Genomic DNA, 18,931 nt, shown 5'->3' with positions numbered 1-18,931 from the left:
TACAAGGAGGGGCGCCATGCATATCGACGACACTATCGCGATGTCGCAGGTGACGATTGCTTTCACATGTCTCGCACTGCTGCTGGTCGCCGGACTGCTGATCGTGATGCGGCTGCGGCACAAATATCATCCGAACCTGATCGGCGCTTTGATTGGCGGGATTCTGTGCTTCGTGCTGCTGGAATTTTTGCCGACGCTGACCTGAGCCGGAGCGCGACGCGTGATGGAATTGCGCCGGGCGATGCCTGGCGTGGCGAGCGTTTGTCGGGTTTTGAGCGTGTGCGTGCCTGGGTCCAACCTGACTCGTGGATGGCTTTTATCGGGATTTTTTGGCAGGCTTGCCGTGGCGCTTCCAGCGCCCCTCACCGCCTTTGCGCCGTCCGCTCGTTTCTTCGCTTCACGCCACCCCTTCACACTGCGGCTTCACCGCTTCGCTTCGTGTCCCGACTTCGCGCCAGCCTCACGCACAAAGTCCGTCACGCTCGGATACCGCAACCGCACGCGCAACTCATCCTTCAGACGCCGGTTCACCAGCCGCCTCGATTCGCGCATGAACGACAGCAGGCTCGGATTGATCTGCTCCTCGGCTTGCGCGCGCGTGATGCGCGGCGCGCGCGGCAGGCCGAATGCATCGGCCACCGCATCGAAGTACGCCCCCATCTTCAGCGACGAGTCGTCGGACGCGTGGATCGCGCGCGCCGGTTTGCCTTGCGTGGCAAGACGCACGAGGATCGCGGCGAGGTCGTCGGAATGAATGTGATTGGTGTAGACGTCGTCGGCGTCGATCAGCGCGGGTGTGCCCTTTTCGAGCCGCGCGAGCGGCAGACGATTGCCCGCATAGATGCCCGGAATCCGCGCGATGCTCGCCGTGACGCTCCCCCGCGCGGTCGCGCGCCGCAACTGCCGCTCGGCCGACACGCGGCGTTTGGCGCGCGCGGTGGCCGGTTGCGTTGCGCGCGTTTCGTCGATCCACGCACCGCCGCAATCACCGTAGACGCCCGTCGTGCTCGCATACACGAGACGCACGGACGCACGCGAACCGGCAAGCCGGCGCACCCCGTCGGGTACAATATTGGCTGTTTCAGATGGCGCCCACGAGGCACGAACGGAGCGCAACCCGCGGCGCAATCGCCCGGTCAGCGAGACTGCGGGCGTCACCGCGGCGCGCAGCGCGACGTCGCCGCGCGCGCTCAGTGTGGCGAGCAACGCGCGGGTGCGACGGTCGTCGTCGCCGGTTTTCTGCGGCGGGGCGAGATGCAGCACCGTAGGAGCCAGGCCCGCGAGCCGTTTCAGGCTACGGCGCACGTCGAGATCGCCGACCAGCGGCGTCACGCCTGCGGCGCGCAATTCGGCGCTGCGCCCGGCATGACTGGTCAGCGCGAAGATATGCGCGCGCGGCCGCAGCAAGGGCACGCAGCGCATGCCGACATCGCCGCATCCTACGATCAACACGCGCGGCCGGCGGAAGTTTCGTGTCGCTTTCATGGTGGATGCATTGTAGCCGTCACTCGCGGCAGGCAGCGCGCGGTTGATCGGCGGGTCCGATAACGATTCCCGACTTTACGATTTCGAACACTCTATGGCTTTTAACGTCACGCTCCGGCAAAGCGGCCGGCAGTTTCAGGTAGAACAGGACGAACCGGTACTGAGCGCCGCCTTGCGCCAGGGCATCGGCCTGCCGTACGGCTGCAAGAACGGCGCTTGCGGTTCGTGCAAGGGCACTGTGGTGAGCGGCGAGGTCGAACAGCGCGCGCATTCGTCGTCGGCCTTGTCGAACGACGAAAGGACGCGCGGCATGGCGCTGCTGTGCTGCGCGACCGCGTGCTCCGATCTCGAAGTGGACATCCGCGAAGTGGCTGGTGTCGGCGACGTCCAGGTCAAGAAGCTGCCGTGCCGCGTGAACGCAATCGAGCGCAAGGCCGACGACGTGATCGTCGTGAAGCTGCAACTGCCCGCCAACGAACGTCTGCAATATCTGGCCGGCCAGTACCTCGAATTCATCCTGAAGGACGGCAAGCGGCGCAGCTATTCGATGGCGAGCGCGCCGCATACGGAAGGCCCCGTCGAATTGCATATCCGTCACATGCCCGGCGGCGCCTTCACCGATCACGTATTCAACACGATGAAAGAGCGCGACATCCTGCGCTTCGAAGCACCGCTCGGCACGTTCTTCCTGCGTGAAGATTCGGACAAGCCGATTGTGCTGCTCGCTTCGGGCACGGGCTTCGCGCCGCTGAAGGCGATCGTCGAGCACGCGGTGTTCAAGAACCTGGAGCGGCCCATGACCTTGTACTGGGGCGCGCGTCGCAAGAAAGATCTGTATCTGCTCGAGCTGGCCGAACAATGGGCGCGCGAGATTCCGAACTTCAAGTTCGTGCCGGTGCTGTCCGAACCGGACCCGAGCGATGCATGGACAGGCCGCGTCGGTTTCGTGCATCGCGCGGTGATCGAGGACCTGCCCGATCTGTCGGCGTACCAGGTGTATGCGTGCGGCGCTCCGGTGATGGTCGAATCGGCGCAGCGCGATTTCACCCAGCATCACGGTCTGCCGGAAGACGAGTTCTACGCGGACTCGTTCACGAGCGAAGCGGATCTGGCGAACGCGGTTTGAGCAATCGAACGGTTTTGTCGACACGTCGATAAGACCGTTCTCGCACAACGTGTCAGCATGCAGACGGGAGCGTAAAAATCCGCCTTCGTGCGCCGCGCTGCAAATTCGTGGTTTACACCGGCGCTTTTCTTGTCGTATTCTTTCGCGCATGAACCGCATCCAGTCCGAACTTCGACGTCGCCGCTCGCCGCTCCCATAGGGACGCCGCTGGCTTCGTCACGGATTCGCGCCGCACAAGGGCGCAAGCTGTTCGAATCATGAAAGCCACGGCATGCCGTGGCTTTTTGTTTTCCCGGCCGCAGTTTCATCTTCGGCCTGCCCGTCATTCACTTTCACCTGCTTTCACCTCGTTCCCTGGAGCCCGCCGTCATGAATTTCAATGAGTACCCTATCGAGTCGCTGATGTACATCACGAACCGGCCCGACATCGTTTTCACGCACGGCAAGGGCTCGTGGCTCTACGACAATAACGGCAAGCGCTATCTCGACTTCATCCAGGGCTGGGCGGTCAACAGTCTCGGTCATTGCAACGACGGCATGATCGAAGCGCTGAACAAGCAGGCCAAGCTGCTGCTCAATCCGTCGCCCGCGTTCTACAACGAACCGATGGCGCAACTCGCCGGTCTGCTCACGCAACACAGCTGCTTCGACAAGGTGTTCTTCGCGAACAGCGGCGCCGAAGCCAACGAAGGCGCGATCAAGCTCGCGCGCAAGTGGGGCAGGAAGTTCAAGGACGGCGCGTTCGAAATCATCACGTTCGATCACAGCTTCCACGGCCGCACGCTGGCCACCATGTCGGCCAGCGGCAAGCCGGGCTGGGACACGATCTACGCACCGCAAGTGCCGGGCTTCCCGAAGGCGGATCTGAACGACATCGCATCGGTGGAGAAGCTCATCAATGCGAAGACGGTCGCCGTGATGCTCGAACCGATTCAAGGCGAAGGCGGCGTGATTCCCGCGTCGCGCGAATTCATGCAGCAGCTGCGCGCGCTGACGAAGAAGCACAACCTGCTGCTGATCGTCGACGAAGTGCAAAGCGGCTGCGGCCGTGCGGGCACGCTGTTCGCGTATCAGCTGTCGGGCATCGAGCCGGACATCATGACGCTCGGCAAGGGCATCGGCGGCGGCGTGCCGCTCGCGGCGCTGTTGTCGAAGGCGGACGTTGCGGTGTTCGAAGCCGGCGATCAGGGTGGCACCTACAACGGCAATCCGCTGATGACCGCGGTCGGCTATTCGGTGATCTCGCAACTGACCGCGCCGGGCTTTCTCGAAGGCGTGCGGGCGCGCGGCGAATATCTGCGCTCGAAGCTGCTGGAGCTGTCGGAGGAACGCGGCTTCAAGGGTGAACGCGGTGAAGGCCTGCTGCGCGCACTGCTGCTCGATAAGGACACCGGCCCCCGGATCGTCGAGAAGGCGCGCGACATGCAGCCCGACGGCCTGCTGCTGAACGCGGCGCGTCCGAATCTGTTGCGCTTCATGCCGGCGTTGAACGTGACGAACGAAGAGATCGACCAGATGATGGCGATGCTGCGTTCGATTCTCGACACGCTGTAACCGAACAGGAGCACGCTGATGACGACGACGGGCGCCACGCTGTCGATCCGCCGCTTCGACGCGCGCGATACCGATGCGGTGGTCGCGCTATGGCAGCAAGCCTTCCCCGAGTACCGGGACATGACGAGGCCGCAGCGCAACCCGCATCTGTCGATCGCCAACAAGCTGGCGACGCAGCCCGAACTGTTCTTTGTCGCGGTGTTCGACGAGCGCATCGTCGGCACGGTGATGGGCGGCTACGACGGCCACCGTGGCTGGATGTACTCGCTCGCGGTGGATGCGTCGCTGCGTCGTCATGGGATCGGCACGCGCCTCGTCGCGCATGTCGAACAGGCGTTGACCGAGCGCGGCTGTCCGAAGCTGAATCTGCAGATATTGTCGGCGAAGGCCGATCTGCGCGCGTTCTACGAAGGGCTCGGGTATCGCGCCGATGCGGTGATCAGTCTTGGCAAGCGGCTTGGCGCATTGGCGGATTCTGCGCCGGCTGCCTGATCGGTTGCACGCCTGAATGGCAAAGGCCGCATGCGATTTCTCGCATGCGGCCTTTTTTCATCGGTACGGCTGAATGACTCAGCCGGGCTCACTCAAGTGGATCAGTCACCCGCTTATTCACCCAGATAAGCCGCCCGCACCTTCGGATCATCCAGCATCTGCTTCGCGTCGCCGGACATCGTGACGAGACCCGAGTCCATCACGTAGCCGCGGTTCGCCGCCTGCAGTGCGAGTCGCGCGTTCTGCTCGACCAGCAGCACGGTCATGCCTTCGCCCGAGATCGCCCGCACTACTTCGAAGATCTTCTCGACCATGATCGGCGACAGGCCCATCGACGGTTCGTCCAGCAGCAGCAGTTTCGGGCGCGAGATGATCGCGCGCGCCATCGCCAGCATCTGCTGTTCGCCGCCCGAGAGCGTGCCCGCGTATTGCGACGCGCGTTCCTTCAGACGCGGGAAGAAGCCGAACATGCGATCGACGTCCGACTTGATGGCGTCCGTGTCCGTGCGCAGATACGCGCCCATCTGCATGTTCTCGACGATCGACATGCGCGCGAAGATGCCGCGCCCTTCCGGCACCATCGCGAGACCGCGCTTGAGCAGCTCGTGCGCCGGGATGCCCTTGATCGACTGGCCCATGTACTCGATGTCACCCGCCGAGTACGGCTTCAGACCGGTGATCGCCTTCATCGTCGTGGTCTTGCCCGCGCCGTTCGCGCCGATCAGCGTGACCAGCTCCCCCTGCGCGACTTCGAGGTCGATGCCCTTGACTGCCTGGATGCCGCCGTAATTGACCTGCAGGCCCTTGATTTTCAACATTGCCGTTGCCATTAGTGGACCCCCGCACCCAGATAAGCTTCGATCACCTTCGGATCCTTCTGCACGTCTGAAGGCAGACCTTGCGCAATCACCTTGCCGTAGTCGAGCACCGTCATCTGGTTGCACAGACCCATCACGAGTTTCACGTCGTGTTCGATCAGCAGGATCGTCCTGCCGTCCGCGCGGATCTTGTCGAGCAGCTTGGTCAGCTCGACCTTCTCGGTGGCATTCATGCCGGCCGCAGGCTCGTCGAGCGCGAGCAGCTTCGGATCGGTCGCCAATGCGCGGGCGATTTCCAGACGACGTTGGTGGCCATATGACAGATTGCGCGACGTGTAGTCCGCGTACTGCGCGATGCCGACGTACTCAAGCAGTTCGATCGCGCGTTCCTTGATCTCGCGTTCTTCCTTGCGTTCGGCCGGTGTCTGGAACACCGCGCCGATCAGGCCGTGCTTGGTGCGCACATGGCGCCCGACCATCACGTTCTCCAGCGCGGTCATGCCGCCGAACAGACGAATGTTCTGGAACGTGCGCGCAATGCCCGCCTTCGCCACCTGATACACCGCGGTCGGCGTGTAGTTCTCGCCGTCGAGCTTGAATTCGCCCGAATCCGGCGTGTACAGACCCGTGATCACGTTGAAGAAGGTTGTCTTGCCGGCGCCGTTCGGGCCGATCAGACCGTAGATCTGGCCGGCCTTGATTTGCAGGCCGACATCGGACAGCGCCTGCAAGCCACCGAAGCGCTTGTTGACGCCCTTCACCGACAGACGGATCTGCTCGCTGCCCGAACCGGTGCCCGCGTTGTTGCTTACGTTATCGCTCATATGATTTCTCCTGTCGACCAGAGTTGGCGCTTCAGCGCTTACTCTGGTCCCATGCAGGGCCGTGGCCCTGCACTAGCCTTTTAGGCGCGCACCGGCTTCTTGCCGCTGCGCTTCGCCAGTTTCGCAATCTTGTCTTCGTGCTTCGGCGACGGCCACAGGCCTTCCGAGCGATACAGCATGATCACGACCATCGCGAGACCGTAGAGCAGCTGACGGATCACTTCGGTATCGACGATTTCGTGGCCGAAGATCATGTTCTGCAGCGGCCCCATCGTCGAGCGCAGGAATTCCGGGAACACCGCGAGCAGCACCGCGCCGAGGATCACGCCAGGAATATGGCCCATGCCGCCGAGCACCACGCACGCCAGCACCACCACCGATTCCCAGAACGTGAACGATTCCGGCGACACGAAGCCCTGGAACGAGCCGAACATCGCGCCCGACAGGCCGCCGAACGACGCGCCCATCGCGAATGCCAGCAGCTTCACGTTGCGAGTGTTGATGCCCATCGCCTTGGCGGCGATTTCGTCTTCACGGATAGCGGCCCACGCGCGGCCGATACGCGAGTGCTGCAAACGCGTACAGGTCCAGATGACGAACAGCGCGCACAGCACGAACAGGTAGTAGTACGAGTACACCGACGGGAACTGGAAGCCCAACAGCGAGTGCGTCTGCGCGAGGCTGAAGCCGCCCACGTGCACCGGATCGATCCCCGTGATCCCCTTCGGGCCGTTGGTGATGTTCACCGGACGGTCGAGGTTGTTCATGAAGATCCGCACGATTTCCCCGAAGCCCAAGGTCACGATCGCGAGGTAGTCGCCACGCAGACGCAGGGTCGGCGCACCGAGCACGATCCCGAAGAACGCCGCGAACGACATCGCGACCGGCACGATGATCCAGATGGGCACATGCAGCCCGTTCGGAGCCAGATGCGCGATCCACGCGAATTGCGTCGCGAGGTGCGGCGAACTCAGCAAGGCCGCCGTGTAGGCGCCGATCGCGTAGAACGCGATGTAGCCCAGGTCCAGCAGGCCGGCGAAGCCGACCACCACGTTCAGGCCCAGCGCGAGCATCACGTACAGCATCGCGAAGTCGAGCACGCGGACCCAGTAGTTGCCGCCGGCCGCGCCGATGATCATCGGTGCGGCGATCACGAAGATCGCCGTGATGATGCCGACGGTCAGCGTCTTCGTCAGGTTCTTTTCAGGGATAAGCGTCGTGGACGGCTCGATCGGTTGAATTGAGGTCATGTCTGTTTACTCCTTATGGCCCGGGATCAAGCGCGATCCGCAACGCGTTCGCCGAGCAGACCCGACGGACGGAACACCAGCACGACGATCAGCACAATGAAGGCGAACACGTCCTGGTAGTTACTGCCGAAAACACCACCCGTGAGGTTGCCGATGTAGCCCGCGCCCAACTGTTCGATCAGGCCGAGGATCACGCCGCCCACCATCGCGCCGCCGAGATTGCCGATACCGCCCAGCACCGCTGCGGTAAAGGCCTTCAGGCCGGGGATGAAGCCCATGTAGAAGTGTGCGTTGCCGTATTCGGACGCGATCATCACGCCGGCCAGGGCGGCCAACGCCGAGCCGATCATGAAGGTCGCCGAAATGACGAAGTTCGGGTTCACGCCCATCAGGCTCGCGACACCCGGGTTCTCGGCGATCGCACGCATCGCGCGGCCGAGCTTGGTCTTGTGCACGAGTAGCAGCAGGCCGCCCATCACGAGGAACGCCACCACGATGATCACGATTTCGGTCATCGAGATCACGGCGCCCGGCGTCGTGTCGGTGGCCTTGATCACGTTGATCGGGTCGGTGGGCAAGAGCTGCGGGAACGGCAGCGGGTTGCGCGACCAGATCATCATCGCGAGGGTCTGCAGCAGGATCGACACCCCGATCGCGGTGATCAGCGGGGCGAGACGCGGTGCTTTACGCAACGGCCGGTAGGCCACGCGCTCGATCGTGTAGCCGACCACCGAGCAGACCACCGCCGCGATGATCAGCGCGATGATCAGCGTCGGCACGTTGCCGAGGCCGGGGAAGTGGTTCTGCAGCACGCCTATGGCGGAAAGCGCGACCATCGCGCCCACCATCAACACATCGCCGTGAGCGAAGTTGATGATGCCCAGGATGCCGTAAACCATCGTATAGCCCAGTGCGATGATGGCATAAACGCTGCCAAGCACCAGTCCGTTTAGGATCTGCTGGATGAAGATATCCATTTAATGCTCCTTAGCCCGTGCGACTGGATTCGCGTTCTTCATCAGCCGGTGGGCGGTGATGCGCTACGGAATCTCAACGGCACTGCGGGTACTGATGTAAAAGACCGGTAAGGGTTATCCGCCGCCGGTTCGCTCTACGACCGGGATGCGGTCGCGGGCTTGCCTTTGGACGGATGCAAAAACGGCACCGTTGGGTGGTTCGGTGCCGTCAGGCTGAACATCCCGTCATCACATCTTCACGACGTCGAGAACGGCTTTCTTGCCGTCCTTGAAGTCGTAAAGCGTAATGGCGCCCTCTTTCAAATCACCCTTGTCGTCGAACGCGATGTGACCGATTACCCCGTTGTAGTCGGTCGACGGCATCGCAGCCAGCACCTTGGGCGCCTCGATCGAATTAGCGCGCTTCATTGCATCGACAATCACGTACACAGCGTCATACGTGAACGGTGCGTAAATCTGCACCGGCGTGTGGAAGCGGTCCTCGTACTTCTTTTCGAAGTCCGCTCCGCGGTCCATTTTCGAAAGCGCGAGTCCTGCTTCCGAACAGACCAGGTTTTGCACGGCGGTTCCCGCCAGCTCACCCACCTTGTCGGTACACACACCGTCGCCGCCAAGGATTTTTGCCCTGATACCGAGCCCCGCCGCCTGCTTCGTAAGCGGCCCGCCCGTCGCGTCCATGCCGCCGAACATGATCACGTCCGGCTGAACACTCTTGATCTTTGTGAGGATGGCCCGGAAATCCGTGGCCCGGTCGTTCGTCGCCTCCCGCGCGACGACCTTCGCTCCGCTCGCCTCGACGGTCTTCGCGAATTCGTCCGCGAGGCCCTTGCCGTAGGCGGTTGCATCGTCCACTATCGCGATGCGTTTGGCGCCCAACGCCTTCGTGGCGTAATTGGCGAGCGCCGGACCTTGCTGCGCGTCGGTGGCGACGACCCGGTAGGTCGTCTTGAAACCCTGCTGCGTGTACGCCGGATTGGTCGACGACGGCGAGATCTGCACGATGCCCGCATCGCTATAGATCTTCGAAGCCGGAATCGACACCCCCGAATTCAGATGCCCGACCACCGCGACCACGTGGTCGTCGACCAGTTTCTGCGCGACCGCCGTACCCGTTTTCGGGTCCGCCGCATCGTCTTGCGCGTCGAGCTGCAACTGGATCTTCTGGCCGTCGATGGTCAAACCCTGCGCATTGATTTCCTCGACCGCCAGCCGCGCGCCGTTTTCGTTGTCCTTACCGAGATGCGCGATGCCGCCCGTCAAAGGGGCCGCATGACCGATCTTCACAATGGTCGCTTCACTTGCGGGGGCCGCGGCAACCGCAGCCGCCGATGCACCCGCTCCCGCCTCGCCTTCCTGTTTCTTGCCGCACGCGGTCAACATCGCAACCGCTGTCGCGATGGACACGGCGTAAGCAAATTTGACTCGCATTAAGTAGGTCTCCTGCGCCTTGCAAAATCCATTGTTCGGGACCTTAAGGCCTTGAGAACGCGCGCATTGTAACTCCAATTATGCAGCTGGCAATATTGTTGAACCGGCAGGGTTTTCCTGCATTGCAACCTTATTTTTGAAGCTAAATTCGTTAAAAGGCGCAACCTGGTTGCGCCTGTTTTTCGTGCATCAGTTGCACCACCTCGGAAGCCGATGGCATCAAGTGTTGCCGTCCATTGCGGCAATTGCTTGTTACAGCGCGCTTTGCGATAAGTATTACCTTTTGCGCAATACCGAGGACGGCGCACTATTTTAGTGCGTCAAAATTCGGTGCAGCTGATTAACGGCTTTTAAAACGGGGCCGCATCACTGAAAACCCATAAAAAGCCGGATCACAATTCAAAGGAATTTGTGCGCCAGCTCACTTAAACCCGCTTGCTCTGACGATCTGGCACTTTATTTAGAAGGGACTCGCCCGCGCCGCGGACGTAAAAAAGCGCGCCCTTGGGCGCGCTCTCCTTTCAACTCGGCCAGCTGATTGTCAGGCCGGCAGACCTAGTCCTCGCGGCAGCGGAAACGCGATGTTTTCCTCAATGCCGTCGAGCGCGCGCACATTGCGCACGCCGAGATCACGCAACCGGGCGATCACCGCCTGCGCCAGCACCTCCGGCGCGGATGCGCCGGCCGTCACGCCGATGCGGCGCTTGCCCTCGACCCAGACCGGATCGATCTGGTCGGGCGAATCCACCATATAGGCCGGCACGCCGAGCTTTTCGGCCAGTTCGCGCAGCCGGTTGGAGTTCGAACTATTCGGACTTCCGACCACGATCACGACATCGCATTGCGGCGCCATGAACTTCACCGCGTCCTGGCGGTTCTGCGTGGCGTAGCAGATGTCCTGCTTCTTCGGCTCACGGATGGACGGGTACTTGGCCTTCAGCGCGCCGATGATTTCGGCCGCGTCGTCGACCGACAACGTGGTTTGCGTGACGAACGCAATGCGCTCCGGATCGGCCAACTGCAAGGCCTGCACGTCTTCGATGTCCTCGACGAGATGCATACCCTCGCCCGCCTGCCCCATCGTTCCTTCGACTTCCGGGTGGCCCTTGTGGCCGATCATCACGATGTCGAAGCCGTCCTGGCGCATCTTCGCGACTTCGATATGCACCTTGGTCACGAGCGGACAGGTGGCGTCGTACACCCGCAGGCCGCGCGACTCCGCTTCCGAGCGCACGGCTTTGGACACGCCGTGCGCGCTGAAGATGACCGTGTTGCCAGCCGGCACTTCTTCCAGCCGTTCGATAAAGATCGCACCCTTCTTGCGCAGATCTTCGACCACATAGGCGTTATGGACGATTTCGTGGCGCACGTAGATCGGCGAACCATGCAGCTTGATGGCCCGCTCGACGATCTCGATCGCCCGATCGACGCCGGCACAAAATCCGCGCGGCTGCGCCAGCAGGATCTCGGCTTCGGCAAGAGTCGTATCCGTGATGCTCATGTTTACAGAATCCCGATGATTTTCACTTCAAACGCCAGCGCCTGGCCAGCAAGCGGATGGTTGAAATCGAACAGGGCCGACGTTTCGCCGACTTCCTTGAGCACACCGGCGTAGCGCCCGCCGCCCGGGGCGTTGAATTCGACCAGATCACCTGGCGAAAAATCTTCGCCGATCATGCTGTTTTCCCGCAGCGTGGCCAGCGACACGCGCTGGATCAGCTCCGGATTGCGGGGACCGAACGCCTGACTCGACGTTAGCTGAAAGGTCGAATGGTGGCCCACCTTCAAACCCAGCAAAATATCTTCCAGCGGCGGCGCCAGTTGACCGGCGCCGAGCAGCAGCGTGGCCGGCTTGTCGTTGAAAGTGTTGATGACTTCTGCGCCATCGGCAAGGGAAAGCCGGTAATGAAGCGTCACATGTGAACCGGGCTTCACTTCGGAAATGTCGATGATGCTCATGCAATGCTCGCTCAGTCGAAGCGCGCTCCACGCGTGCGCCGCAGACGCAGTTGACGCCGCGGTTCACGCGTGTGGCAGACCCTCGGGGTGCCGTGCGCAAAGCGTCTATTGTAAGCCACATAGCGGCCGGCGGCGTGGGTCAGTCGTGCGCACAGCGGCACGGCTGCGGCGCCGCCCGCGCCACCAACCCGAAGCGGAGGTTTCTATCTATATGACCGATCACGTCTGCACACTTGACGATGCGCCCTCGCAGGCGCCGTCGCCACGGCCACGGGCGCGCGTCGTCGACGCTGCCGGCGAAAGTGCACTGAGCGGGCCTTCAGCGCTCGTGCGCGGCAAATGGCACAAAAGCGACATGCCGCGCGAGCGCTTGATCGAACGCGGGCCCAGCGTACTGTCGGACACTGAGATGATCGTGCTGGTGGTGGGCTCGGGCCTGCCCGGTCACGACGTGTTCGACGTCGCGCGGGCGTTGCTCGACCGCTTCGGCTCGCTGCGCGCGATGCTAGACGCGAGTTACGCGGACTTCGACGGCATCCGCGGCCTCGGGCCGGCGAAAAAGGCGCAACTGCTTGCGATCATGGAAATGGCACGCCGCTCGCTAGACGATAAAATGCGCAAGCGCTCGCTGATGAACTCGCCCGAAGCCGTGGAAAGCTATCTCCGGCTGCTGATCGGCGGCCGTCCGCAGGAAGTTTTCGTGTCGCTCTTTCTCGACGCCAGGCATCGGCTAATCCGCTGCGAGGAAAGCGCACAAGGCTCGCTCACGCGCATGGCGGTGTATCCACGCGAAATCGTGCGGCGCGCGCTGAGCGTGAATGCCGCCAGTCTGATCGTCGCGCACAATCACCCTTCCGGCGCCGTCCAGCCGAGCGCGAGCGATTGCCGCCTGACGCACACGCTGCGCGATGCGCTGGCTTTGATCGACGTGCAACTGATCGACCATCTGGTGATCGGAGCCGACAGTGTCTACTCGTTCGCGCGCGCCGGCTGGCCATGATTGCGCACGAAGCAGGGGCGCACGCGCGACATGCCGTGTCCGGCATCGCAAATAAGGTTTGATTTTGCGGCTTTTTTTCCGCTATAATTCCGGTTTGCCTATTTCCAACCCCCTGTTCCGAAGCCATCAAGGCGTTCCGGGAAGGACCAAGCGACTTTAGTTCCAGGAACTTAAGCGCGGCTCTTTTCGGGAAACTTTCACGGCGTTCGAACTCAGAATTAGCGTATTAGGAGTGCTCTCATGGCACGCGTATGCCAAGTAACTGGGAAAGCGCCGATGAGCGGCAACAACGTTTCCCACGCGAACAACAAAACCAAGCGCCGGTTCCTGCCGAACCTGCAAAACCGCCGCATTTGGGTGGAAAGCGAAAACCGTTGGGTGCGTCTGCGCGTTTCGAACGCCGGCCTGCGCCTGATCGACAAGAACGGTATCGACGCTGTGCTCGCAGATCTGCGCGCACGCGGTGAAGCCTAAGGAGTAAATCATGGCGAAAGGCGCACGCGACAAGATCAAGCTGGAATCGACCGCAGGCACGGGTCACTTCTACACGACGACGAAGAACAAACGCAACATGCCGGAAAAGATGCTGATCAAGAAATTTGATCCGGTCGTCCGTAAGCACGTTGACTACAAGGAAACCAAGATCAAGTAAATCTTGGTTCCTGCCTGACGAAGGCAAAAGACATGCAATAAAGCCTCGCATCCGTGCGGGGCTTTTTTGTTTGGCGCGTCGTTGCAGCGTCATTGCGTCGTTTATCCGCTCCCGTTCCTCTCAAACAGTCTTATCCCCTTCAGCCAGCTTTCCCTCATCCGCTGCCACGCGTATCCTTTCTCGTTTTAGCGGCGTGCAAATGCGCGCCGTCACGGCAAAACGAAAGACGGAGATGTAGGCAATGGAATTCGATGTGGCGATTGTCGGTAGCGGTCTGGCTGGTCTGAGCGTCGCGCTCAATCTTGCGGAGTCCCGGCGGGTCGCGGTGATCGCCAAGCGATCGATGACTGAAGGCGCGAGCGACTGGGCCCAAGGCGGCATCGCAGCGGTACTGGATTCGGCGGACAGCACCGAAAATCACGTACGCGACACGCTGGTTGCCGGCGGCGGCCTGTGCGACGAAGCTGCCACGCGCTTCATTGTCGAGCATGGCCGGGCCGCGATCGAATGGCTGATCGGACAAGGCGTTCCGTTCACCAAGGATGACGCAGCCGAACTCGGCTTTCATCTGACGCGCGAAGGCGGCCATAGCCATCGCCGGATCATTCATGCCGCGGACGCGACCGGCCACGCCGTGGTCGCCACGCTCAGCGAACGCGTGCGCCGCCACCCCAACATCACGCTGCTCGAAGATCACTACGCGATCGACCTGATCACCTCCGACCGCCTCGGTTTGCCCGGCCGCCGTTGTCACGGCCTGTACGCGCTCGATCTGCAAAGCGGCCGCACCGTGACGATCGAAGCGCCGCATACGGTGCTCGCCACCGGCGGCGCCGGCAAGGTTTATCTGTACACCACCAACCCCGACACGGCGACAGGCGACGGCATCGCGATGGCATGGCGGGCCGGCTGCCGCGTGTCGAACATGGAATTCATTCAATTCCATCCGACCTGCCTGTTCCACCCGTACGCCAAGTCGTTTCTGATCTCGGAAGCGGTGCGCGGTGAAGGCGGCGTCCTGAAGCTGCCGGACGGCACGCGTTTCATGCCGCATCACGACGAGCGCGCCGAACTCGCGCCGCGCGATATCGTCGCGCGTGCGATCGATTTCGAAATCAAGAAACGCGGCATCGACTGCGTGTACCTCGACATCAGCCATCAGCCGCCTGAATTTCTGCGCGAGCACTTCCCGACGATCCTGGCTCGCTGCGAGGAGTTCGGCATCGACATCACCAAAGAGCCGATCCCGGTCGTGCCGGCCGCACACTACACGTGCGGGGGCGTCGTGACCGATCTTGCGGGCCGCACCGACCTCGCCGGCCTGTATGCCGTCGGCGAGACGTCCTGTACCGGCCTGCACGGCGCGAACCGGCTGGCCAGCAACTCGCTGCTCGAATGCCTCGTGATCGGCCGCTCCGCTGCGCAAGCGATCGAGGAAGAAGGTTTCAGCGCGGCAGTCCATGCACCGTTGCCTGACTGGGACGAAAGCCGCGTCTCCGACCCCGACGAGGAAGTGGTGGTCGCGCACAATTGGGACGAGCTGCGGCGGCTGATGTGGAATTACGTGGGCATCGTGCGCACCGACAAGCGGCTCGCGCGCGCGAAGCATCGGCTGGCGTTGCTGCGTGACGAAATTCACGAGTATTACGCGAACTTCAAGGTCAGCCGCGATCTGCTCGAACTGCGCAATCTGGTGGACGTCGCGTCGCTGATCGTCGAGGGCGCGCGCGCGCGGCGTGAGAGCCGCGGTCTGCATTTCAGCCGCGACTGGCCGGCCACCTTGCCCAAAGCGCTGCCGACGGTTCTGTCGCCGGAACACGTGCGCAATCGCAACGTGTGATGGCGATGCGCTAAAACGAAAAAGTCATCGCCGGATTCATCCGGCGATGACTTTTCTCAACAGCAGGTGCGCGCGCTAACGCGCGAGTATCACACGATCCGCATCGAGTAATCCGTTGCGCGAACGTCTTTGGTCAGCGCGCCGATCGACACGCGATCGACACCCGTCTCGGCGATCGTCCGCACGGTCTCGAAGTTCACGCCACCGGACACCTCCAGCACTGCTCGCCCCGCCGTGATGCGGACCGCGTCGCGCATCGCTTCGAATGAGAAGTTGTCCAGCAGAATGGATTGCGCGCGATGCGCCAGCGCGGTCTTCAATTGCTCGAGCGTCTCGACTTCGATCTGGATCGAGACGCCCGCATTCAATGCGAGCGCCGCGTCCATCGCCGCACCCACACCGCCTGCGGCGGCGATATGGTTTTCCTTGATGAGAATGCCGTCGTACAACGCGAGCCGCTGATTCGCCCCGCCGCCCACGCGCACCGCGTACTTCTGCGCGAGCCGCAAGCCAGGCAAAGTCTTGCGCGTGTCGAGAACGCGCGTGCGCGTGTGGGCGATCGCGTCGACATAGCGGCGCGTTGCGCTCGCCACGCCCGACAGCAGTTGCAGGAAGTTCAGCGCATTGCGCTCCGCTGTGAGCAACGCGCGAGCCGGGCCGCGCAGTTCGCACACCGGCGCATCCGCGGCCATCCGGTCACCTTCACGGTAGAGCCACTGCACGTCGATTCGCGGATCGACCTCGCGCAGCACCGCGTTGAACCACGGTACGCCGCATAGCACCGCGTCCTCACGAACAATGATGCGTGCATTGCGCACGTCGTCGGCGGGAACAAGGCGGCCGGTCTGATCGCCCGTGCCGATATCTTCGGCCAGCGCGTCGGCGACATTGCGCGCCAGCGCCGCGTCGAAAGCCGCGCCGTACTGCGCGTGAATCTCAGCGAACAGCGGCGACACCGCCTCGGTCTGATTGCGCGCAACCGCTTCCTGAACGGCTCCCATTACGCTGCCCCCACGTTCGAATACAGTTGCGCGTCGCGCGCAAGATCGCCGCTTGCCTGCACACGCTTCTTGTGACGCGCGGCAAAATCCAGCATGCGGTCGATCGGCAAACGCGCCCGCTCGCCGATCGACCGATCGACGAATATTTCGTTGTGGCCGCGCTCGAGCACGTCCGCCAGATTCGCGAGACCGTTCATCGCCATCCACGGGCAATGCGCGCAACTCTTGCAGGTCGCGCTGTTGCCGGCCGTCGGCGCGGCGATCAGCGTCTTGCCCGGCGCCGCGAGTTGCATCTTGTGCAGAATGCCGAGGTCGGTCGCGACGATGAAATGCGTGGCGTCGAGTTTTTGCGCGGCGTCGATGAGCTGAGTGGTCGAACCCACCACATCCGCTTGCGCGACCACGTTGGCCGGCGATTCCGGATGCACGAGCACTTTGGCGCCCGGATATTCGGCACGCAGCAGATCGAGTTCGATCCCTTTGAATTCGTCATGCACGAGACACGAGCCCTGCCAGAGCAACATGTCCGCGCCGGTCTTGCTCTGGATGTAGCTGCCGAGATGCCGGTCCGGCGCCCAGATGATCTTTTCGCCGCGCGCGTGCAGGTCGGCGACGATCTCCAGCCCGATCGACGACGTCACCATCCAGTCCGCGCGCGCCTTGACCGCCGCGCTGGTGTTCGCATACACGACCACCGTGCGATCCGGATGCGCGTCACAGAACGCGGAAAATTCGTCCACCGGGCAGCCAAGGTCGAGCGAACAGGTCGCATCGAGGTCCGGCATCAGAATCCGCTTGTCCGGACTGAGGATTTTCGCGGTCTCGCCCATGAAGCGCACACCGGCCACCACGAGCGTCTGCGCCGCGTGATCGCGTCCGAAGCGCGCCATCTCGAGGGAATCGGCTACGCAGCCGCCGGTCTCATCGGCAAGCTCCTGCAACTCCGCGTCGACATAATAGTGCGCGACGAGCACAGCCTTTTCGCGCTCAAGCAATGCACGGATGCGCGCCTTGAGCGCCACTTTCTCTTTCGCCGATGGCATGTCGGGCACCTTTGCCCACGCCTGCCCGATCCCGCAGGTCGTGCCCTGCGCTAGCGGCCGGTCATATTCGACCGTCCTGATCGCCTGCTGATCCATGATCTCCTCTGCCTTCGCTCTGCCGCCGCCGACCGTCAATCTCGTGTCGTTGCAATTTCCGCGGCCCAAAAAGCAAAACCCCGCCAACGCGGGGTTTTGTGACGTAACGAAATTTTAATGGATTTCGCGATCAAGCATAACGGCGCAGTCGCATCGCAAAGTCCTGCAGCGCTTTGATACCGCTTTGCTCAGCGCGATGACACCAGTCCTGCAACTGGATCAGCAACTGGTCGCGCGACGCATTGGAGCGCTCCCACATTGCCGCGAGTTCATTGCGCATGTCGATGTAGGTCTTGAGCTTCTGGCTGTTCGCGAAAATCTGCGGCAGCAGACGCTTCTGCGGCTCGTCAAGCCCCGCTTCTTCCTTATGGAACCAGCTGCGGGCACCGCGCATGACCTGATACTTCTCGCGCGCGCCGACTTCCTTCACATGCGCGAGTTCCTGACGATACGCGCGCTTAAGCGCCTTACCGTAGCGGGCCATCACTTCATAGCGGTTCGCCAGCACGGCTTGCAGCGTGTCCTGATCGAGCACCAGCTTGCCGGTGGTCAGACGCGGCGTAGGCGCGACCTTCTTCACCTTGGCCAGACGGAATGCCGACATGATGCGGATGTACATCCAGCCGATGTCGAACTCGTACCACTTGTTCGACAGCTTGGCCGACGTGGCATACGTGTGGTGATTGTTATGCAGCTCTTCACCGCCGATGATGATGCCCCACGGGAAAATGTTGGTGCTCGCATCCGACGAATTGAAGTTGCGATAGCCCCAGAAGTGCGCGAGGCCGTTGACCACACCCGCGGCCCAGAACGGAATCCACACCATCTGCACGGCCCAGATCGTCAGACCGACCACGCCGAACAGCGCGACGTTCAGCACCATCATCAGGCTTACGCCGAGAATCGGGTATTTGGTGTACACGTTGCGCTCCATCCAGTCGTTCGGCGTGCCGTGACTGAATTTGCGCATCGTTTCTTCGTTCTTTGCTTCGGTGCGATACAGTTCCGCGCCTTCGAGCAACACCTTCCAGATGCCGCGCGTCTGCGGGCTGTGCGGATCCTCTTCGGTTTCGCACTTGGCGTGGTGCTTGCGGTGAATCGCGGCCCACTGGCCGGTCAGCATACCGGTGGTCATCCACAGCCAGAAGCGGAAAAAATGACTGGCGATCGGGTGCAGCTCCAGCGCGCGGTGCGCCTGGCAGCGGTGCAGATAGACCGTTACCCCGATAATCGTAATGTGCGTCGCGAGCAGCGTGTACACGACGAGTTGCCACCACGAAAAGTGCAGCAGGCCGTGGGCAAGGAAATCAAGCAAGGAATTCAACAAGGCAATTTACCTGTGGAACAAGAGATACGAGGCACACGCAAAAGGCGCGTGTCAATAAA

The 18,931-nt window shown here is 62.2% G+C and carries 19 protein-coding genes; 8 read left to right on the top strand and 11 right to left on the bottom strand.

Annotated features, from left to right (window positions below; genetic code table 11):
• The first annotated feature begins 16 nt into the window (after positions 1-16).
• Positions 17-205: a hypothetical protein gene (locus PQR02_RS19510; protein WP_408234353.1), complete on the top strand. Its 189-nt coding sequence runs from the start codon at positions 17-19 to the stop codon at positions 203-205.
• A gap of 218 nt (positions 206-423) precedes the next feature.
• Here PQR02_RS19510 and PQR02_RS19505 read toward each other — a convergent pair whose 3' ends face one another.
• Positions 424-1,485 (bottom strand): Rossmann-fold NAD(P)-binding domain-containing protein, encoded by a 1,062-nt coding sequence (locus PQR02_RS19505; RefSeq protein ID WP_408234350.1) that lies wholly within the window; start codon positions 1,483-1,485, stop codon positions 424-426.
• A 94-nt stretch (positions 1,486-1,579) separates the two neighbouring features.
• On the opposite strand from PQR02_RS19505, the gene PQR02_RS19500 reads away from it, so the two are divergent.
• The 3 genes from PQR02_RS19500 (at position 1,580) to PQR02_RS19490 (ending at position 4,657) form a co-directional block, all read left to right on the top strand.
• Positions 1,580-2,611 (top strand): CDP-6-deoxy-delta-3,4-glucoseen reductase, encoded by a 1,032-nt coding sequence (locus PQR02_RS19500; protein ID WP_408234347.1) that lies wholly within the window; start codon positions 1,580-1,582, stop codon positions 2,609-2,611.
• 369 nt (positions 2,612-2,980) lie between these two features.
• Positions 2,981-4,165, top strand: coding sequence for an acetylornithine transaminase (locus tag PQR02_RS19495; RefSeq protein WP_408234344.1), 1,185 nt, complete (start codon positions 2,981-2,983; stop codon positions 4,163-4,165).
• An 18-nt stretch (positions 4,166-4,183) separates the two neighbouring features.
• The gene (locus PQR02_RS19490) at positions 4,184-4,657 is read left to right on the top strand and encodes a GNAT family acetyltransferase (protein ID WP_408234341.1); all 474 of its coding nucleotides are present in this window, start codon (positions 4,184-4,186) and stop codon (positions 4,655-4,657) included.
• 113 nt (positions 4,658-4,770) lie between these two features.
• Here PQR02_RS19490 and PQR02_RS19485 read toward each other — a convergent pair whose 3' ends face one another.
• From PQR02_RS19485 to PQR02_RS19455, 7 genes are all read right to left on the bottom strand, one after another.
• Positions 4,771-5,487, bottom strand: a complete 717-nt coding sequence (locus tag PQR02_RS19485; protein ID WP_408234338.1) for an ABC transporter ATP-binding protein — start codon at positions 5,485-5,487, stop codon at positions 4,771-4,773.
• Positions 5,487-6,299: an ABC transporter ATP-binding protein gene (locus PQR02_RS19480; protein WP_408234335.1), complete on the bottom strand. Its 813-nt coding sequence runs from the start codon at positions 6,297-6,299 to the stop codon at positions 5,487-5,489. The genes PQR02_RS19485 and PQR02_RS19480 overlap by 1 nt, the downstream gene beginning before the upstream one ends.
• An 80-nt stretch (positions 6,300-6,379) precedes the next feature.
• Positions 6,380-7,549, bottom strand: coding sequence for an ABC transporter permease subunit (locus PQR02_RS19475; RefSeq protein ID WP_408234332.1), 1,170 nt, complete (start codon positions 7,547-7,549; stop codon positions 6,380-6,382).
• Between the two features lie 26 nt (positions 7,550-7,575).
• Positions 7,576-8,526, bottom strand: coding sequence for a branched-chain amino acid ABC transporter permease (locus tag PQR02_RS19470; protein WP_408234329.1), 951 nt, complete (start codon positions 8,524-8,526; stop codon positions 7,576-7,578).
• Positions 8,527-8,754: 228 nt separating this feature from the next.
• Positions 8,755-9,954: a branched-chain amino acid ABC transporter substrate-binding protein gene (locus PQR02_RS19465; RefSeq protein ID WP_408234326.1), complete on the bottom strand. Its 1,200-nt coding sequence runs from the start codon at positions 9,952-9,954 to the stop codon at positions 8,755-8,757.
• A 541-nt stretch (positions 9,955-10,495) separates the two neighbouring features.
• A complete protein-coding gene (gene ispH / locus PQR02_RS19460) occupies positions 10,496-11,455 on the bottom strand; it encodes a 4-hydroxy-3-methylbut-2-enyl diphosphate reductase (RefSeq protein ID WP_149675422.1) in 960 nt (319 codons plus the stop codon).
• A gap of 2 nt (positions 11,456-11,457) precedes the next feature.
• Entirely contained in the window at positions 11,458-11,913 is a 456-nt protein-coding gene (locus tag PQR02_RS19455; protein WP_408234321.1) for an FKBP-type peptidyl-prolyl cis-trans isomerase, read from the bottom strand.
• Between the two features lie 211 nt (positions 11,914-12,124).
• Here PQR02_RS19455 and radC point away from each other — a divergent pair, with 211 nt between their 5' ends.
• From radC to nadB, 4 genes are all read left to right on the top strand, one after another.
• The gene (gene radC / locus PQR02_RS19450; RefSeq protein WP_408234318.1) at positions 12,125-12,913 is read left to right on the top strand and encodes a RadC family protein; all 789 of its coding nucleotides are present in this window, start codon (positions 12,125-12,127) and stop codon (positions 12,911-12,913) included.
• A 240-nt stretch (positions 12,914-13,153) separates the two neighbouring features.
• On the top strand, positions 13,154-13,387 hold the full coding sequence (gene rpmB, locus PQR02_RS19445) for a 50S ribosomal protein L28 (protein ID WP_007180631.1): 234 nt from the start codon (positions 13,154-13,156) through the stop codon (positions 13,385-13,387).
• Positions 13,388-13,397: 10 nt separating this feature from the next.
• Positions 13,398-13,565 carry a 50S ribosomal protein L33 gene (gene rpmG, locus PQR02_RS19440; RefSeq protein WP_006050116.1) on the top strand — a complete coding sequence of 56 codons (168 nt, stop codon included), beginning with the start codon at positions 13,398-13,400 and terminating at the stop codon, positions 13,563-13,565.
• A gap of 241 nt (positions 13,566-13,806) precedes the next feature.
• Complete coding sequence (gene nadB / locus PQR02_RS19435) at positions 13,807-15,405, top strand: L-aspartate oxidase (RefSeq protein ID WP_408234314.1); 1,599 nt, start codon at positions 13,807-13,809, stop codon at positions 15,403-15,405.
• Between the two features lie 89 nt (positions 15,406-15,494).
• Here the strand turns inward: nadB and nadC are convergent, their stop codons facing one another.
• From nadC to PQR02_RS19420, 3 genes are all read right to left on the bottom strand, one after another.
• On the bottom strand, positions 15,495-16,406 hold the full coding sequence (nadC, locus tag PQR02_RS19430; protein ID WP_408234311.1) for a carboxylating nicotinate-nucleotide diphosphorylase: 912 nt from the start codon (positions 16,404-16,406) through the stop codon (positions 15,495-15,497).
• Positions 16,406-17,545 (bottom strand): quinolinate synthase NadA, encoded by a 1,140-nt coding sequence (nadA, locus tag PQR02_RS19425; protein WP_408234308.1) that lies wholly within the window; start codon positions 17,543-17,545, stop codon positions 16,406-16,408. Before nadA ends, nadC begins: the two co-directional genes overlap by 1 nt.
• A gap of 130 nt (positions 17,546-17,675) precedes the next feature.
• Positions 17,676-18,872, bottom strand: a complete 1,197-nt coding sequence (locus PQR02_RS19420) for a DesA family fatty acid desaturase (protein ID WP_408234305.1) — start codon at positions 18,870-18,872, stop codon at positions 17,676-17,678.
• Between the last annotated feature and the right edge of the window lie 59 nt (positions 18,873-18,931).

Source organism: Paraburkholderia sediminicola, assembly GCF_046026895.1.
GTDB lineage: Bacteria > Pseudomonadota > Gammaproteobacteria > Burkholderiales > Burkholderiaceae > Paraburkholderia > Paraburkholderia sediminicola_C.
The sequence above is the reverse complement of the archived record's forward strand: the minus strand, read 5'-3'. Positions and strand labels throughout refer to the sequence as shown.

Coding starts and splice junctions, on each gene's coding strand:
- PQR02_RS19510 (WP_408234353.1), top strand. CDS start 17: ATGCATATCGACGACACTATCGCGATGTCGCAGGTGACGATTGCTTTC.
- PQR02_RS19505 (WP_408234350.1), bottom strand. CDS start 1,485: ATGAAAGCGACACGAAACTTCCGCCGGCCGCGCGTGTTGATCGTAGGA.
- PQR02_RS19500 (WP_408234347.1), top strand. CDS start 1,580: ATGGCTTTTAACGTCACGCTCCGGCAAAGCGGCCGGCAGTTTCAGGTA.
- PQR02_RS19495 (WP_408234344.1), top strand. CDS start 2,981: ATGAATTTCAATGAGTACCCTATCGAGTCGCTGATGTACATCACGAAC.
- PQR02_RS19490 (WP_408234341.1), top strand. CDS start 4,184: ATGACGACGACGGGCGCCACGCTGTCGATCCGCCGCTTCGACGCGCGC.
- PQR02_RS19485 (WP_408234338.1), bottom strand. CDS start 5,487: ATGGCAACGGCAATGTTGAAAATCAAGGGCCTGCAGGTCAATTACGGC.
- PQR02_RS19480 (WP_408234335.1), bottom strand. CDS start 6,299: ATGAGCGATAACGTAAGCAACAACGCGGGCACCGGTTCGGGCAGCGAG.
- PQR02_RS19475 (WP_408234332.1), bottom strand. CDS start 7,549: ATGACCTCAATTCAACCGATCGAGCCGTCCACGACGCTTATCCCTGAA.
- PQR02_RS19470 (WP_408234329.1), bottom strand. CDS start 8,526: ATGGATATCTTCATCCAGCAGATCCTAAACGGACTGGTGCTTGGCAGC.
- PQR02_RS19465 (WP_408234326.1), bottom strand. CDS start 9,954: ATGCGAGTCAAATTTGCTTACGCCGTGTCCATCGCGACAGCGGTTGCG.
- ispH (WP_149675422.1), bottom strand. CDS start 11,455: ATGAGCATCACGGATACGACTCTTGCCGAAGCCGAGATCCTGCTGGCG.
- PQR02_RS19455 (WP_408234321.1), bottom strand. CDS start 11,913: ATGAGCATCATCGACATTTCCGAAGTGAAGCCCGGTTCACATGTGACG.
- radC (WP_408234318.1), top strand. CDS start 12,125: ATGACCGATCACGTCTGCACACTTGACGATGCGCCCTCGCAGGCGCCG.
- rpmB (WP_007180631.1), top strand. CDS start 13,154: ATGGCACGCGTATGCCAAGTAACTGGGAAAGCGCCGATGAGCGGCAAC.
- rpmG (WP_006050116.1), top strand. CDS start 13,398: ATGGCGAAAGGCGCACGCGACAAGATCAAGCTGGAATCGACCGCAGGC.
- nadB (WP_408234314.1), top strand. CDS start 13,807: ATGGAATTCGATGTGGCGATTGTCGGTAGCGGTCTGGCTGGTCTGAGC.
- nadC (WP_408234311.1), bottom strand. CDS start 16,406: ATGGGAGCCGTTCAGGAAGCGGTTGCGCGCAATCAGACCGAGGCGGTG.
- nadA (WP_408234308.1), bottom strand. CDS start 17,545: ATGGATCAGCAGGCGATCAGGACGGTCGAATATGACCGGCCGCTAGCG.